Annotated in this window: 16 protein-coding genes; 1 reads left to right on the top strand and 15 read right to left on the bottom strand. The window is 44.9% G+C overall.

The annotated features are described in order from the left end of the window. Nucleotides 1-20 precede the first annotated feature (20 nt). The gene (locus NQ541_RS05395; protein ID WP_005610060.1) at nucleotides 21-1,415 is read right to left on the bottom strand and encodes a biotin/lipoyl attachment domain-containing protein; all 1,395 of its coding nucleotides are present in this window, start codon (nucleotides 1,413-1,415) and stop codon (nucleotides 21-23) included. A gap of 117 nt (nucleotides 1,416-1,532) precedes the next feature. Here NQ541_RS05395 and NQ541_RS05390 point away from each other — a divergent pair, with 117 nt between their 5' ends. Beyond that, nucleotides 1,533-1,736, top strand: a complete 204-nt coding sequence (locus NQ541_RS05390; protein WP_005610061.1) for a DUF378 domain-containing protein — start codon at nucleotides 1,533-1,535, stop codon at nucleotides 1,734-1,736. A gap of 64 nt (nucleotides 1,737-1,800) precedes the next feature. Here the strand turns inward: NQ541_RS05390 and NQ541_RS05385 are convergent, their stop codons facing one another. The 14 genes from NQ541_RS05385 to NQ541_RS05320 form a co-directional block, all read right to left on the bottom strand. Further along, entirely contained in the window at nucleotides 1,801-2,820 is a 1,020-nt protein-coding gene (locus NQ541_RS05385; RefSeq protein WP_005610062.1) for a D-alanyl-D-alanine carboxypeptidase family protein, read from the bottom strand. Nucleotides 2,821-2,822: 2 nt separating this feature from the next. Next, nucleotides 2,823-3,218 carry a methylglyoxal synthase gene (locus NQ541_RS05380; protein ID WP_005610063.1) on the bottom strand — a complete coding sequence of 132 codons (396 nt, stop codon included), beginning with the start codon at nucleotides 3,216-3,218 and terminating at the stop codon, nucleotides 2,823-2,825. A gap of 16 nt (nucleotides 3,219-3,234) precedes the next feature. After that, nucleotides 3,235-4,344: an FtsW/RodA/SpoVE family cell cycle protein gene (locus NQ541_RS05375; RefSeq protein ID WP_005610064.1), complete on the bottom strand. Its 1,110-nt coding sequence runs from the start codon at nucleotides 4,342-4,344 to the stop codon at nucleotides 3,235-3,237. A gap of 17 nt (nucleotides 4,345-4,361) precedes the next feature. Further along, entirely contained in the window at nucleotides 4,362-4,571 is a 210-nt protein-coding gene (locus tag NQ541_RS05370; protein ID WP_005610066.1) for a cell division topological specificity factor MinE, read from the bottom strand. A 12-nt stretch (nucleotides 4,572-4,583) separates the two neighbouring features. Next, nucleotides 4,584-5,375: a septum site-determining protein MinD gene (gene minD / locus NQ541_RS05365; RefSeq protein ID WP_005610067.1), complete on the bottom strand. Its 792-nt coding sequence runs from the start codon at nucleotides 5,373-5,375 to the stop codon at nucleotides 4,584-4,586. 34 nt (nucleotides 5,376-5,409) lie between these two features. Further along, nucleotides 5,410-6,054: a septum site-determining protein MinC gene (locus NQ541_RS05360; RefSeq protein WP_005610069.1), complete on the bottom strand. Its 645-nt coding sequence runs from the start codon at nucleotides 6,052-6,054 to the stop codon at nucleotides 5,410-5,412. 18 nt (nucleotides 6,055-6,072) lie between these two features. Then, nucleotides 6,073-8,952 (bottom strand): penicillin-binding transpeptidase domain-containing protein, encoded by a 2,880-nt coding sequence (locus tag NQ541_RS05355; RefSeq protein ID WP_207744693.1) that lies wholly within the window; start codon nucleotides 8,950-8,952, stop codon nucleotides 6,073-6,075. Then, on the bottom strand, nucleotides 8,945-9,478 hold the full coding sequence (mreD, locus tag NQ541_RS05350) for a rod shape-determining protein MreD (protein WP_005610073.1): 534 nt from the start codon (nucleotides 9,476-9,478) through the stop codon (nucleotides 8,945-8,947). The genes NQ541_RS05355 and mreD overlap by 8 nt, the downstream gene beginning before the upstream one ends. A 13-nt stretch (nucleotides 9,479-9,491) precedes the next feature. Further along, nucleotides 9,492-10,361, bottom strand: a complete 870-nt coding sequence (mreC, locus tag NQ541_RS05345; protein WP_005610074.1) for a rod shape-determining protein MreC — start codon at nucleotides 10,359-10,361, stop codon at nucleotides 9,492-9,494. A 4-nt stretch (nucleotides 10,362-10,365) separates the two neighbouring features. Continuing rightward, on the bottom strand, nucleotides 10,366-11,391 hold the full coding sequence (locus NQ541_RS05340; RefSeq protein WP_005610075.1) for a rod shape-determining protein: 1,026 nt from the start codon (nucleotides 11,389-11,391) through the stop codon (nucleotides 10,366-10,368). Between the two features lie 23 nt (nucleotides 11,392-11,414). Next, nucleotides 11,415-12,131 carry a RadC family protein gene (gene radC, locus NQ541_RS05335; protein ID WP_005610076.1) on the bottom strand — a complete coding sequence of 239 codons (717 nt, stop codon included), beginning with the start codon at nucleotides 12,129-12,131 and terminating at the stop codon, nucleotides 11,415-11,417. A 104-nt stretch (nucleotides 12,132-12,235) separates the two neighbouring features. After that, nucleotides 12,236-13,816, bottom strand: a complete 1,581-nt coding sequence (locus NQ541_RS05330) for an NAD(P)/FAD-dependent oxidoreductase (protein WP_044940379.1) — start codon at nucleotides 13,814-13,816, stop codon at nucleotides 12,236-12,238. A 25-nt stretch (nucleotides 13,817-13,841) separates the two neighbouring features. Further along, complete coding sequence (locus NQ541_RS05325) at nucleotides 13,842-15,074, bottom strand: BaiN/RdsA family NAD(P)/FAD-dependent oxidoreductase (RefSeq protein ID WP_005610078.1); 1,233 nt, start codon at nucleotides 15,072-15,074, stop codon at nucleotides 13,842-13,844. 11 nt (nucleotides 15,075-15,085) lie between these two features. After that, nucleotides 15,086-16,384, bottom strand: a complete 1,299-nt coding sequence (locus NQ541_RS05320; RefSeq protein ID WP_370742243.1) for a methionine gamma-lyase family protein — start codon at nucleotides 16,382-16,384, stop codon at nucleotides 15,086-15,088. Nucleotides 16,385-16,397: the final 13 nt, after the last annotated feature.

Here is a 16,397-nt window from a genome sequence, read left to right as displayed (position 1 = left end):
CCTGTAGGAAATTGATTTTCTTATTGAAATACCACTTCTTCAGAATGAACACTTGTCCCGTTCTGAATGATATGGTCATAATTGGATAAACCGCCTTTTTCACTTTCTTTTACGATATAGTATTCATCGCTTTCACAGAGGATCGTCACTCTTTTAAATACAGCATATCCTTTATTTACATTGTAAACTCCTTTTATTCCTGTCGTTTCCGTCAAAGTCAGACGTTCCTCTGAATCCGGCTGGATCAGAACCGTTCCCTGTGGAAATTCTTCCTGTGAAATGTATGCCGTCCCTTTGTCCTCATCCAGATAATAATTTTCCAGGATCGTAAACTTTCCATTTCCATTCTTATCTACAACGATCACCCCTGCTGATGTGCTGTTCGCACCGGTCGTAATGCATGTGGATGGGATCTCATAATAAGGCTTTTCCACAACTGCTGACTTTGGAATTTTCAGCCCACTTTCATCTTCAAAGATCAGTTCAATATTCAGATACCTCTCATCCGCATACCGGATCATGGAATTATCAAAATCCAGGCAGCCATAATAAGCACCGTCTTTTTCAATCACAGAAAGATCCGCCACCATCTTCTGGCTGTCCTTATCGATCCTCACCTGGATACTCGTAATTTCCTCATCCTGGATCTTCTTCGCAGTTTCCTCTTCTAACGGAACGATCACAGACCAGTTCTCACTGGTGATCAGTCGGTAGATCGAATCTCCTTTTTTTACTTTAACCTGATCTGTCAGCTCCTTTTGAGAATACTCGGTCCGGTCAAAATCTTCCGCAGTAAATGTATCTTTTGTCAGTTCTTCCATTCCATCCGTACTGAAAGTCATAATTCCATCTGCTGAAGAAGGATAGGACGATACGCTCTGCCCGCTTGCAGCGATCACTGTATCAAGTTGCTGCATCTTCGTTTCACTGACATTGCTCTGCAGATATGTATTAATCTCATCCTTCAGAGAATAAACGGTAGAAAAGTCCATCTCGGTAAAACTGTCATTAAAATTTTCGATCCTGTGCGTGATCGAGGTCTGCACTTCCGAGTTCACCGATGTTGAAGCTTTCGCACTGTCGGAAGATCCGGTCTCCAGCCTGGACGGTACCAACGCATATACATTTGCCCCTGCCTTTATTTTTGAATTATCATTAAAATAATAATAAATATATCCTGAGCCTTCTGATTTTATATCCTGCTCATCCCGGATGATCAGTCCGGTATAAGATGTATCTTTCACAATACTTCCTTCCCTCACTTCATATACAGAAGGTGTATCTTCGGACAAATACAGAACAAGCGTTACGATCAGATAAAATAATACAATAACAAAAAGAAAGATTCCTATATTAAGTTCTCTTTTTCCTTTATATTTTCTGATATTAACAGATTCGCTTTTTTTTGCAGCCAAAATAGCTCCTTTCTCTCCGTACTATTTTCATAACTAAAACAGTATACCATTATTTTATGTATAATTCCAGTATTTGCGGTAATAATAAAAGTATTGATAGGTAAAGGAGGAAAATACATGAAGTGGTTTGATAATACTTCACTGACGCTGGTAATCATCGGTGCAGTGAACTGGCTCCTGATCGGCATCTTCCGGTTTGATCTTGTTGCTTTCCTGTTCGGTAATATGAGCTGGCTCTCCAGAATCATATATACGATCGTCGGTCTGTGCGGATTATATCTGATCAGCTTATTTGGACGTATCGGTTCTATGTCAGAATAACGCAGGATTTCAAAAGATTGCGTAAATTTTCATACAATCTAAAAAAGACACTTTCTGAATGATATCATTCAGAAAGTGCTTTTTCTGCTTCTAAGAGCCTGTTCATTTCCTGATAAAGGAATGCCTTATCTTCTGCTCCCATAATCACAGAAATATAAGGATGTGCCTCCATATCTTCACTATACAGAATAACACAGCATCCCGCCTGGTCCGTCGTTCCCGTCTTACCACCAAAAACTTTGATTCCCTCCGGTGCCTCAGTCTTTCCAAGAGAATAATAATTTGTCGGAAGGACTTCCAGACTATGTGTATTTCCCGCTGCATCCCCAATACTCATTGTATAGGATGACATCGAAATAATCTCCTTAAATGTATCATTCTGAATACATGCATTAAAAATCAGATACAGATCATATGCCGTTGTATAATGATCATCCTCATGCAATCCATGTGGATTCACAAAATGCGTTCCGGTCGCTCCCAGTTCCTTTGCCTCTTCATTCATCAATTCTGCAAAAGCTTCAACACTTCCCGAGATATACTCTGCGATCGCAACACCACAGTCATTCCCCGATTTCAGGAGCAGACCGCACAGCAGATCATAAAGCTTCACCTGTCCGCCCGGATACAGTCCGCAGACCACCTCATCTATTGCAAATCCCGTCACGCTGTCTGTTACCGTCACCATATCTTCCAGCTTTCCATACTTCAGGGCAAGATATGCTGTCATAAGCTTTGTTGTGCTTGCAGGATAAAGCTTATCGTATAATCTGTATCCATATTCAACAGACCGCTCATTCAGATTAAAAAGTCCTGCCGCATGCAGGGAAGGTTCATCTGTAAACCCATCCAGTGCAACATTTTCCGCACTTACACACAGAGTTTCTGAAAATGGTTCTGCCCGATATAAGTCTGCATTATACTTTTCATCTGCATACTCTGTCAGAGGATTGCCGCTATGTTCCGCATAATACCATATTCCACCTGCCGCAGCACCTCCTGCCACAACAAGCGTCAGAACCAGTGCGATCAGTCTGCCGGCCGGATTCCTTCTTTTTCTTCGTCTTCTACGTCTTCTGCTCATAATTATTTATACATCTCCCGCCAGTCTAAGTCTCCACGGTCAAGTGCAAGGATCAGAGCCTCTGCTGTCGCAATGTTCGTTGCGATCGGAATATTATAAATATCGCATAACTTTACAATATCATTGACATCCGGTTCATGAGAATGTGGCGTCAGAGGATCACGGAAAAAAATCAACAGATCCATCTGATTATGTTCAATCTGGGAACCGAGCTGCTGCTTTCCTCCAAGATGTCCCGGAAGATACTTATGAATACTTAAATTCGTCACATTCTCTACCAGAATCCCTGTCGTCTCCGTTGCATAAAGATTATGCTTACTCAGGATTCCTCTATATGCGATACAGAAATTCTGCATCAGTTTCTTCTTTGCATCATGTGCTACCAGTCCTATGTTCATAAATGTCAACCTCTCTTTACTGATATTTATTAGGTTGTAACCCTACATTCAGTACGAACCCTATCCCCATATAAAAGCATACAATTGAGGTCAGGCCATAACTTACAAAAGGAAGGGAAAGTCCTGTATTCGGAAAGATCATCGTCGTAACACTGATATTGATAAATGTCTGAATCCCCACCAGTGATGCCACGCCTCCACAGATGATCCGTCCTCCGGTATCCTTCGCCTTTAGTCCGATCAGAATACAATCTATCACTATCAATAATAACAAAAATATAACGACACAACAACCCACAAATCCTAATTCTTCACCAATAATTGCAAAAATAAAATCTGTCTGAGGCTCTGATACAAAGTTTCCATTTTTAACGGAAGTAGCTTCATCATTATCGTATCCTTTTCCCAAAAGCTGCCCTGATCCGATTGCTTTCACTGAATTAAGCTGCTGATAGGAATCCTCATCTGTATACTTTTCAGGTTCCAGCCACGCAAGAATACGTTTCTGTTGGTAATCTTTCAGCAATGGCTGATTCGGCTGTACTGCAATCGTCAGAAAAATGATAACTGCCGGGATCAGAATCAGCAGTGCCGGTCCGACAATTTTATAACTCAGTCCTGCAATATAAAGCAATGCACAGAATAAAGCTGCAACACAGATCGTAGTTGAAAGGTTCGGCTGCATTACGATCAATGCCAGTGTTGGCAGAATCAATACCACTGCCTGCAGGATCGTCTTCGGACTTTTAATACTCTCTTCCCTGTCCATTAAAAATCTTGCAAAGAACAAAATTGTCAGAATTTTTGCAAGATCCGAAGGCTGAAACTGCACGAATCCAAGATCCAGCCAGCGGGTTGCTCCATGGGAAGATGTTCCTACCAGCAGGACGGCGATCAGCAGAATCAGATTGATTCCATAAAGCAGCCAGTAAAAATTCAGAACCCAGTTATAATCAATCAGGGAAATGACGACCATGACCGCCACTCCAAGAACCACTCCAAGGATCTGCCGCGTCATATACTCCGGTCTTGCACTTCTGACCATAAAGATTCCGATCACAGAAATAGCAAGCACCAGCACGACCAGGCTGAATTTGTAATCTCTTAAACTGTAACGTTGTTTCATATTGGAAAATAGCTTTTTCAATGATTTTCTCCTGTATATTTTATATGTATATCGTTCCTTGTAATCTCTATCGTCACTTTCTCCGGATCAAGCTCCATATACTTGGCGATTACCTGATACAGATCCTTTGAAAGCCTTTCCGTCATATCCTGTGTACATTGAATCCTGTCTGACATCAACAGATTTTTCAGTCTGTCTTTTGCAATGGCAACAGAAGGTACACTCATATGATTCCCCTCCTACCTGCGATGAAATAAACCCGAAAGTTTTTTTCTGATTCCGCTATGCCGTGAAAAATCCGTCACCGGAATCTCCTCTCCTGTCAGACGGCGGCAGATATTCTCATATCCTTTTCCTGCCGGACTTTCCTCGCCTACGACCGGTTCTCCCTGATTGGTTGCAATCACCACGGATTCGTCATCCGGAATGACTCCTAAAAGATCAATCGCAAGGATCTCCGTCACATCCTCCACTGACATCATATCTCCTTTTTTGACCATGTCCACACGCAGTCTGTTAATCACAAGCTGGTTATCCCGGATACCGGAGGCCTCCAGCAGCCCGATGATCCTGTCTGCATCGCGGATGGAGGATACTTCCGGTGTTGTCACAACGATTGCTTTATCAGCTCCTGCAATGGCATTCTGAAACCCCTGTTCAATCCCTGCCGGGCAGTCCAGAAGTACAAAATCATAGTCTTCTCTCAGATCTTCCGTCAGCTTCTTCATCTGCTCCGGTGATACACTGGATTTATCTTTTGTCTGTGCAGATGGCAGCAGATACAGATCCTGAAAACGTTTATCCTTGATGATGGCCTGCTTGGGTCTGCATTTTCCCTCGATCACATCCACCAGATTATAGACAATGCGATTCTCCAGTCCCAGAACGACATCCAGATTACGAAGTCCCAGATCCGTATCGATCACAAGCACCTTCTTTCCCAGTTTTGCCAGTCCGATTCCAATATTAGCTGTTGTCGTTGTCTTGCCGACTCCACCTTTTCCTGATGTAATAACAATTACTTCACTCATGCTGTATATTCCTCCTGCCTCTTTGTATGAGCATTTAATCTGTCAATGGATCTAAGTAAATGCGTCCCCCGTCTACTACAGCAATCTTCGGTCCTCTCACGTTCAGACTTTCCTGCGAGATCAACTGGCGTTTTGCTTCAATATCTCCAATACAAAGTCTTTTCGGCTGCATGGACAATGCGACGATATAAGCATCTCTGTTGTCATACGCTCCTGCGTGTACAGATCCGTAAAGATCTCCGACAATGACTATATTTCCCTTTGAGACCACTTTTGCTCCGGGTTCTACATCTCCCAGGATCACGATACTTGATTCACTTTCCAGTACCTGACGCTTTCTGAGCGTCCCTTTATAGAACTGACCTTCCCGCTTCTGTATATTGGAAAGCGTCTGTTCTACTATGCTTCTGTACATCAGTTCTTTCTTTTCATCCTGATCGATAATGCAGAGAAGCTCCACGCCGGTCGTCTCCGTAATCGTCTGGATCAGTATTTCTTCCTCAGTGGCAGTCAGAGTCCTTCCCGTAAAGCTGATCGCCATCCGGGCATTTTTAAAAAATCCTGCCGCATCTGTGAATTTTTCGACTACCGCCTTCTGTATCTCCTCAAAAGGAACATCCGGGTTCATGCGGAGTTCCATCCCGTATCGATTGCTTTTTATCGTCACCAGCCTGTCCATACTAAAATCCCCCTGCTCTTAATCTCCTGAACCAGCCTTTCCAAGTGATGATGCTTTTCCTGTAATCAGATCTTTCGCTGCATTGGCATCAAAGTATACTTTTGTGATATCCCGTCCGATTTCTGCCGCATAATTGGAACTGTATCCATTGGCAATACGGACTGTGATCGCGATCTGAGGATCATCCGCAGGTGCATATCCTGCAAACAGAACGTGATCCGGATGCACTTTACTCTGCTGTGCAGTACCGGTCTTTCCTCCCATCGCAATCTCCATTTTTGAAAATACCGATGAATTTTTCACCATGCTTTCCATACCGTTATGAACCAGATCCCATGTGGAGGAGCTTACTTCATCCATCTGGTTTACGACTTCCGGTTCATACTCTTTGATCAGCTTTCCATCAGCATCTGTCGTCTTTCCTACCAGAGAGAGCTTATATACGGTTCCCCGGTTTGCTACAGCCGTCACATAACGGTTAAGCTGGCTTACTGTGTAGTTGTTCGTACCCTGTCCGATTGCAGAACGAACTGCATCTGTATCAGATATCTGTGGATCGGACTCCGGGATTTCCACCCCTGAAGTCTCATCCAGTCCGAACATGCTTGCGTATTTTTCAAGTTTTTCCAGTCCGACACTGCTATCATAATTCCCATTTTCGTCCTGTCCGAGTCTGTAACCCACTTCATAGAAGAAATCATTACAGGAATGCTGAATTGCTCCCACTACATTCAGACTGCCGTGGGCACTTGGATAGATCCAGCATTTCGGACTCGGCGTGATCTTGTCAAATTCACCCGTACATGGCAGATACGTTCCACCACCGATCACACCTTCTGTCAGACCTGCTACGGAAGACATCATCTTATAGGTTGATCCGGGTGCTGTCTTTTCCTGCGTTGCCCTGTTGTAGAAAGTACGTGAAAGCCCGGTACTTAACTGTACATAATAATCTGTATCCATCACATTGGATAACCGGTTATTATCATATCCCGGATAAGAAACACATGCCAGCACTTTTCCGGTCTTCGGATCGGTAACGACTGCCCCTGCAGAACACGGCTCCAGAGCCAATTGCCCCGGTGTGATCTCCAGATTCTGAATCTTTCCTGTCAGCCAGGAAAAAGCACCGATACTGCCGCTTAAAAGACCGTTATATGCAGACTCATCCATCGGAAGTACCCCCTGTTCGTAAAGGATCGCACAAACCTGATTTCCTGTAACACTTCCTGATTTTATAAGATTTTCATAGAGAAGTTTGTCGAAACTGCTGTCATTTTTCAAATAATCCTGCAGATAGTTCAAAATCTCCTGATAAATCTCCTCTGAACTCGAATAAGAATTTTCTCCCAGCTTTGTCGTATCGATCCAGTTCTTTGAAATTGCATAATTCAGATACGTGTAAAGACTGATTACTTCATCTTTTGCCCATGAAATATAAGTATCATCATTTTTATCGATCAGATCTGAATTAAGGATGCCTGTATTTTTTGTAAGCACCGTATCACAGACATAGTCCATATAGCCCTTCATTTCATCATCCAGATCTTTGTATGCCGCTGCATCTTTGTTCTGCATCTGGGCTATGATCGCTGCGACCGCTTCTTCCCGTTTCGGCTGAAATATACTGTAAACCGCCTTTTCTGCTGTCTTTGCATCATCTTTCACAAAATGTCCTGTATCAATAATACTGTTCCCGATCAGATTATAATATGCATCCCCAACCGGAATGATCAGATTTTTGGAATCACTGACATTGGATGGATCATAGGTCAGGACATTCTGAAGTTTGGCAAGAACGATTCCCGCCACTTTTTCTTCCAACAGCTTATAAGTATTTTCCTGCAGATTCTTATCAATCGTCAGATAAACATCATTTCCTGCCTCCGGTTCTTTTCTGCTCACAGTATCCGTCACACGTCCGAGATTATCAACATAGACGGTCGTTTTTCCTTTTGTACCCTGCAGCACACTGTCAAATGTCTGCTCCAGTCCTGCCTTTCCTACAGTATCCGAAAGAGAATATCTCTTTTTATCATCCTCTGAAAGAGCATCATACTCCTCCTGGGAAATCTGCCCTGTATAACCGATGATTGATGCAAAATACTCTGCATCCGTATATTTTCTGACTGAATCTTCCGTAATATCGATTCCGGTCAGGATATCCTTGTTCTCCATGATTGCAGCCGCAGTTTCGTCACTGACATCCGATGCCAGCGTTGTATCAATGTACTGCTGAAAACTGTTCAGGTTCATTGCATACCGCATATTGATCATCTTTAAGATATAAGCCGCATCCAGGCTGGATTCATCCAGTCCATATCCATACCGCTCATCTGAACAGAGATAATGGATCACATCCGCTGCCGTCTGATTTTTCTGCTTCTTTGTCAGCTGATCGATCTTCGCTTTTCCATATACATCCGCAATAAAACGCAGTCTCTGTGTCTCACTGGTCTGTGTAAACTGATATTCCCCTGCCGAATCCAGTACGATCCCGAAACTGGAAATCACCGAATCTCCATGCTCTTCAACAATCGACAGAACTTTATCCAGGATTCGGTTGATCTCCTGATTCTTCTCGGCACGCCTTGTTGTCGTAATCGCATTCTCTACCGTGGAAAGATTGATCGTCACCGAATATGCGAGCTTGTTATATGCCAGCAGTTCCCCGTTCCGGTCATAAATATTTCCTCTTGTTCCCTGGATCGTGCTTGTACGTCGGATAGACAGCTCATAGTTCTGCAGATAATCCTCCCCCTTCACGATCTGCAGATAGAAAAGTCTGCCGATCAGAATTGAGGAACTCAAGCAGAATACCAGGATCAGCATGACCAGTCTGGAATTTAAAAGATACGCCCCCGCCTCTTTAATCCTGTCCCAAATATTTCTAAACAAATTTACTTGCACTCCTTTTCTCTTCAGCTTCCAGTTTATGATTTACCCACAGGATCAGCGGATACACGATCAGCGTAACCATGATCGTATAGATCAGTTCCGGCACAATGATCCTGCCCAGATAATACGGGAACTTAAAATCACTTTTCAGAAGGAACATCAGAAAATAGATCACGATCCCATACAGAAACTCACTCAGTGTGATCAGGAACAGCGGAAGTTTGATATCCTCATCAAAGAAAAGCTGCTCAAACAGGCCATTCAATGCTCCCACCAGCAGATAGATCAAGCCGTAAAATCCAATGATATCTCCACACTGAACATCCAGTAACAGCCCCGCTGCCAGTCCGATCCACATTCCCTCCTTCGGTCCTCTCATAAAACCAAAAGCTGCTGTAACGATCAGCAGCAGGTTTGGTTTGATCCCGGCCAATTCCAGATGAGAAAATACCGTACTCTGAAGAAGATAGGCAGCCAGCAGGATCACTGCTGTCGTGATAAATCTTTTAAACTTCAACATCTTCATTTCCGTATTCCTCCTATTTTTTTTCTCCTCCGGTCAGATCTGCTTTGGTGGATGTAATAATCAGTACCTCCTGCAGATTTTTAAAATCAACAGCCGGTGTAATATATCCGGACCGGGTCAGATTATTGGAATCAACCGTCACTTCACTGACATATCCGATCAGGATTCCCTGCAGATACTTGTCACTGATATAAGATGTAACAATCTGATCTCCAACGGAAACTGTATTATCATTATTTTCCATCTGGCTGAAACGGATCTGTCCGTCACTCATCAGTGAAAGATCTCCGCTGACCACGCACCGGTCAGATGTAGACAATACCATACCGCTCACATTGCTGGAGTCATCTACGATTGAACGGACTTTCGCCCAGGCTGGCCCTACATCTGTCACGATTCCGACCAGTCCGCTTCCTGCCATAACATTCATATCTTTTGCGATTCCGTCATTGCTTCCCTTATCAATGGTAAATGTACTGAACCAGTTGCCTGAATCATTTCCAATGACATGTGCTGCTGTCTTCTTATAATCTGAATAGCTCTGGTCTAACTGATATAACTCCTGCAGCCGTTCAAGCTCATACCGTTCCTGCTGGAGATTATTGTTCTCGATCACCAGGGAATCCACCTGCTCCTGAAGCTTTTTGTTCTCAGCCCGTACTTCTTTCAGGGTCTGGAAATTATCTTTCATATCTCCCATCCAGCTTCCGATATGGTTGATTCCTTTCTGAAGCGGAACTACCGTAACCTCCGCGATCATCTTAAAAGGTCCTTTTGTCTTTTCAGAAACTACGGATAACGTCATCATTAAAATACAAAAAACGGAAAGTCCGATCAATAAATATTTATTAAAGGCTGATGCCTGCGTCTTCTTTTTTTTCATAATCTTATCTTAACCACCTATAATTCTGATCTAACATAGAATAGCTTAATTTTTTATAATACTCCTTGTCCAGTATGATCTTCTGAAGCCCTTTCACCGCACATAATTCCGGGTCAGGTACCGTAAAAACCTTCAGTCCGGTCCTTTCTCCCAGATATGTAGGAAAGCCCTTCAGACCTGCAACACCACCGGTCAGATAGATGCCCCTGGCCTCGATCGCCCTTCTGACATCCGGCGGGGTTCGCGTGAGCATGGATCGGATTGCCTCTGCACATTCTTCCAAAGGCTCCTTGACCGCCGCACGCACAAGACTGATCTGTATCTCAGTATGTGCCGGGACACCGGAAGTCAGATCCCTGCCATAGACTCTTTTTGCATCCGCTGTTCCGTCTTCAAATACTGCAAATTCTTTTCTCAGACGTTCAGCCGTGCTTTTCCCGATCAGGAACTCCCGGTTTCTCCTGACCCGTCCGGCAATCGCTGCATCCAGCGTTTCTCCACCGGTCTTCAGCAGCCGGTTCATGACCATTCCGCCGCGGGAAAGCACCGACAATTCTGTAGTGCCGCCACCAAAGTTGGCAATAAAAATCCCGGTCTCATTCATCACATCCAGCCCCAGTCCGACGGCATCTGCCAGTCCCCGTTCCACAATCCTGACTGACTTTGCCTTTGCCTCGGAATGCATCACAAGATCGTAAAACGCTTTCTTTTCCACTTCCGTCACATCGGTCGGTACTGCGATCACATATTCCGCTCCACGGGCAAACTGATGATCTGTCTTCAGAAGACTCCCCAGTAAATACTGCATATCATCAAATCTCGCGATTACTCCGTTCTTCATCGGAAAAAGGATCTCAACATTCTCCGGTGCTTTTTCATACATCTTATACGCTTCATTTCCGACGGAAAAAATATATTTTTTATCCTTCATGGCTATCACATTTTTTTCCCGCCAGATCCGTACTTTCTTTTTATCAAAAATCTTGATCTCGTATGTCCCAAGATCCAGCCCATATATATTCCTGGCCATTCTAAAACCAACCCCTTAATTTCTTAACCCGGATTCCCGCAAAAGAAACCCTTTTCCCTCAGACTTATATAACGATTATCTCCTATGATGATATGATCCAGCAGCTCGATACCGATCAGATCTCCTGCTTTTCTCACTCTCTGCGTCAGAAGAATATCTTCCTGACTCGGAGTCGGGTCACCACTTGGATGATTATGAAGCAGAATGATGGATACTGCATTCTTCTTCAGAGCTTCAAGAAAAAGCTCCCTCGGAGATACGAGCGTTGCATTGACCGTTCCCACTGATATATCACTGGCTCCGATCAGTTTTGCTTTTGTATTCAGCAAAAGCAGCTTCATCACTTCTTTCTGACGATGCCGCATATCTTCCATATAGTAACGGGCGATCGTATTCGGAGAAGAAAAATCCAGACCCTCCAAAGCCTCTGCCTTCGCCATCCTTCTTGCAAGCTCTGCAAGGCAGCGGATCTGAATTGCTTTCACTTTGCCGATCCCCCTGACCTGCCGAAGCTGTTCCACTGTCCATTGCGGAAGGTTCACAAGACCACCCCGATCTGTCTCCGGATGCAGGATCTTCTGTGCGAGCCGGAGTGAATTCTCCCCTTTTGTTCCGGTTCGCAAAAGAACTGCCAGTAACTCTGCATCTGTCAGATTCTCTGCTCCATACTGTTCACACTTTTCATAAGGCCGCTCTTCACGGTACATCTCTTTTATCGTAACATTTTCATTTCTCTGCATCTATATCATATCACTGCGACGATAGAATACAACGACTAATTTTAGCACAGTTTCCAAAAAGTGTATAGAGATGAATCATTAAAAAAATGTGAATTTAAGAAACCTTAAGATTCATAACGACGGATGATCTCTTCCGCAACTTTGATCCCGTCCATGGCAGCAGACGTGATCCCTCCTGCATACCCGGTGCCTTCCCCACACGGGTAGATCCAGGATATTTTTTCAGAAACGCACTGTTCATTTCTCTCGATCCGCACCGGTGAAGAAGTTCTGCTTTCCACACCACTCAGCAATACATCCTCTCCGGCAAAGCCTCTGATCTTATGATCCATTGCAAGGATTCCATCCTCAAGCGACAGCGAAAGTTCCTTTGGGAAGATCTCCCGGACATTTGCCAGTGTATACGCTCCTTTGATGCAGGGACTTACTGTTCCATATTCTGTGCTGATCCGGTTCTTCCTGAAATCCTCAAATCTCTGTACCGGTACTTTTCCCTGTCCGGCTTTCCAGGCATTTTCCTCAAGCTTTCTCTGAAATGCGATTCCTGCAAGAGCATCATCTGATCCAAAATCTTCCGGTGTCACAGTTACGATCACCGCACTGTTCGCATTTTTTCCGGCCCGGTCGCTGTAGCTCATTCCATTGACCGCAAGGCGGTGTTCTTCCGAAGACGCATTGACCACATACCCTCCCGGACACATGCAGAAGGTATATACGCCCCGTCCGTTTGTAAGCTTTTCTGTCAGCTTATATGCGGCTGCCGGGAGTTCTTTTCCCCGGCTTCTTCCGTACTGCGACTGATCGATCAGTTCCTGCGGATGTTCCACCCTGACCCCCACTGCGAAAGATTTGGCACGCATCGGAAGCTGATGCCGGTTCAGCATCTCAAACGTATCTCTCGCACTGTGTCCGATTGCAAAAACTGCAACTCCTGCCGGAATTTCTTCTGTTCCATTAACCTGAAGGCAATGCTGCTCCACAAGAAGATCTGTCACCTGAGAATGAAAAGAAAATTCTCCTCCCAGGCGTAAAATTTCTTCACGCATTTTCCTGACAACTTCAATCAGGATATCGGTTCCGATATGTGGTTTCTGCACATATAAAATATCCTCTGCCGCCCCGAATTTTACAAATGTCTCCAGGACAAACCGGTTTCTTCCGTTCTTATCTTTTACAAGTGTATTCAGCTTTCCGTCCGAAAAAGTTCCGGCTCCGCCTTCACCGAACTGTACGTTGGAATCTGGATTCAAAACCCCGGTTTCCCAGAAATGATCCACATCTGACTTTCGCTTCTCCACGTCTGCCCCACGTTCCAGCACCAACGGACGATACCCCTCTTTTGCCAGTACATAAGCACAGAACAGACCTGCCGGTCCGCTTCCGACGATTACCGGTCTTCCGTTTAATTTCTCCGTTCCATGTGGCGGAACCTGATATGGACGTTCCTCTATATGCGAAACATTGCTCCCCTTTTTATGCTTTAACAGCATCGCTTCATTTTTCACTTTTACATCCACTGTATAGACATAAAAAAGCTCCGGTTTCTTTCTCGCATCCAGTGACTGTCTGCGGATCTGATAAGAGATCAGTTCCTCCGGGCGGATGTGAAGCTGTCTGACCAGCTTTTTTTCAAGCTGCTCTTTTGTATGTGGAATCGATAATTTTAACTGACTGACTCTTATCATATGATTCATTTCTCCAATCTCATTTTCACTCTTTCGTTGCTGCCGATTTTCCTGCCAGCACACCACTGGCAACTGCAAAGGAAATATTATATCCTCCGCAGATCCCGTCAACATCTACGATCTCTCCTGCAAAATACACCCCCGGAACAAGTCTGGACTCCATTGTATCTGCATGGATCTGCCGCGTATCAACACCTCCGCAACAGATCTGTGCCTGTTCAAAGGAATTAGTACCTGTGACCTGTACTTTAAATTCTTTGATCAGCCAGGTCAGGTGCCGGAGTTCTTCCTCCGTCAGAGTTCCCACTCTTTTTTCTTTCGGGATCCTGGCAAATTTCAGCCACAGACCGGAAAGCTTTTTATGAAATAATCCGGTCAGAAAATGCTCCGCGGTTTTTTCTGGTCTGTTTCGGGCTCTTTTTCTTAAAAAGTCCAGCATTTTCTCCGTAGAAAGTTCCGGCATAAAATCGATCATCGCCTCTACTTTTTTTCCTTCATACAATCCTCTCGAAGCATATCTGCTAACCTGGAATACCGGGATTCCTGAAAGTCCGTACGCAGCAAGCTGCAATTCTCCGGTATCAGAAGCCGCCTCTGTTCCATCTGTATAAAGAATGATCTTTCCGTTCACTCTTACCCCTGCAATATTTTTAAAAAACTTTCCACTGCACTGAAGCTGCACCAGTGCCGGGAGAACCGGAATCAGGCTATGCCCCATTTTTTTTGCAATATCATACCCCGATCCATCTGATCCGGTCACTGGAGCCGCCTTGGAACCGGCACATAAGATCACCCGGTCTGCCTGAAAACTTTTTCCCTCCGCACAGATCTTAAATCCATTTTTTTCTCTGCGGATCTCCAGGCAGCGGACACCGGTATGCACCTCCACACCGGTCCTCTCCAGTTCTTCCTGCAAAGTCTCTGCCACAGAAGAAGCCTGATCTGAATTGGGATAAATATAACCGTTTCTGTCCTTTGGATAAATTCCCATCTCCTGAAAAAGCTCCAGAATCTTTTCTGCCGGGAACTTCTGCATGACCTTCCACGGAAATTCCGGATCATCTGAACGGTAACACTGCGGTGTCTGCACCCGGTTCGTATAGTTGCATCTTCCGTTCCCGGTCACCAGTATCTTTTTTCCGGTCATCTCTTTCTGTTCCAGCAGCAGCACATCAGCTCCCTGCTCTGCCGCGGTAACCGCAGCAGTCATTCCCGAAACTCCGCCACCGATCACTGCGATCCGATTTTTCTTTTTCATTCTGCTCCCTCTCACGCCTGTTCAATCTGTTCCCGGCTGACTACCCCTGCATCCAGCAGACTCTGCAATGATTTCAGGATGCCAAGTTTCGCATGATACCAGGTCAGTCCTCCCTGGAAATAAACTGCATACGGAGGCTTGACCGGACCATCCGCACTTAACTCAATGGAAGATCCCTGCACAAAAGCTCCTGCTGCCATGATCACATCACTGTCATACCCCGGCATTGCCCATGGTTCCGGACTTACATAGCTGTCCACCGGAGCTGCTGCCTGGATTCCTTTACAGAAAGCGATCACACCTTCCGCAGAGCCGAGGGTCACTGCCTGAATGATATCATGACGGGATTCTTTTCCATCCGGTACTACCGGATATCCCAGTCCTTCATAAATATTGGCTGCAAAGACTGCCCCTTTCAACGCACCGCATACCACAGTCGGTGCAAGGAAAAATCCCTGATAAAATGACTGCATGACTCCGAGAGATGCCCCCACTTCTTTTCCCAGTCCCGGAGAAGTCAGCCGGTAAGCACAGTTCTCGATCAGATCTTCCCGTCCGGCAATATAGCCACCGATCGGTGCAAGGCCGCCTCCCGGATTTTTGATCAGAGAACCGACGATCATATCTGCTCCTACATCACTCGGTTCAATCCGCTCTACAAATTCTCCATAGCAGTTATCTACCATACAGATCACATCCGGTCTTCTCTCTTTAATAAAAGCAATCAGTTCTCCGATCTTTTCTACGGAATAGCTTGGTCTTGTCTGATATCCTTTGGAACGTTGGATCGTCACCAGCTTTGTCTTTTCATTCAGGGCTGCCTCAATAGCCGGATAATCGAAATATCCGTCTTCTAAAAGTTCCACCTGCCGGTAAGTAATCCCATACTCCGCAAGAGATCCCTTGGATGGACGGATACCGATCACTTCTTCCAGTGTATCATACGGCTTTCCGACCGGAGAGAGCAGTTCATCGCCCGGACGCAGATTGGCAGCCAGTGCCAGTGCCAGTGCATGCGTTCCACAGGTAATCTGTGGACGTACCAGGGCTGCCTCGGTATGAAATACCGACGCATAAACCGACTCCAGTGTATCCCTTCCAAGATCATTATACCCATAACCGCTCACATAATTAAAGCAGCCTTCACTGACCCGGTTCTCCTGCATCGCCCGGATCACTTTCATCTGGTTATATTCTGCATTTTTGTCAAATTCTTCAAACCGTTCTTTCAGCCGGCTCTCTGTCCTCTGCCCGTACTCCCATACTTCTCTGGAAATTCCAAGTCCTTCATAGATTTTTTCTGTATCCATTATTCCCATTTTC

The organism is [Ruminococcus] lactaris ATCC 29176, from assembly GCF_025152405.1.
Lineage (GTDB): Bacteria > Bacillota > Clostridia > Lachnospirales > Lachnospiraceae > Mediterraneibacter > Mediterraneibacter lactaris.
Note: the sequence above shows the minus strand (reverse complement) of the source record. Positions and strands in the feature narration are given on the sequence as shown.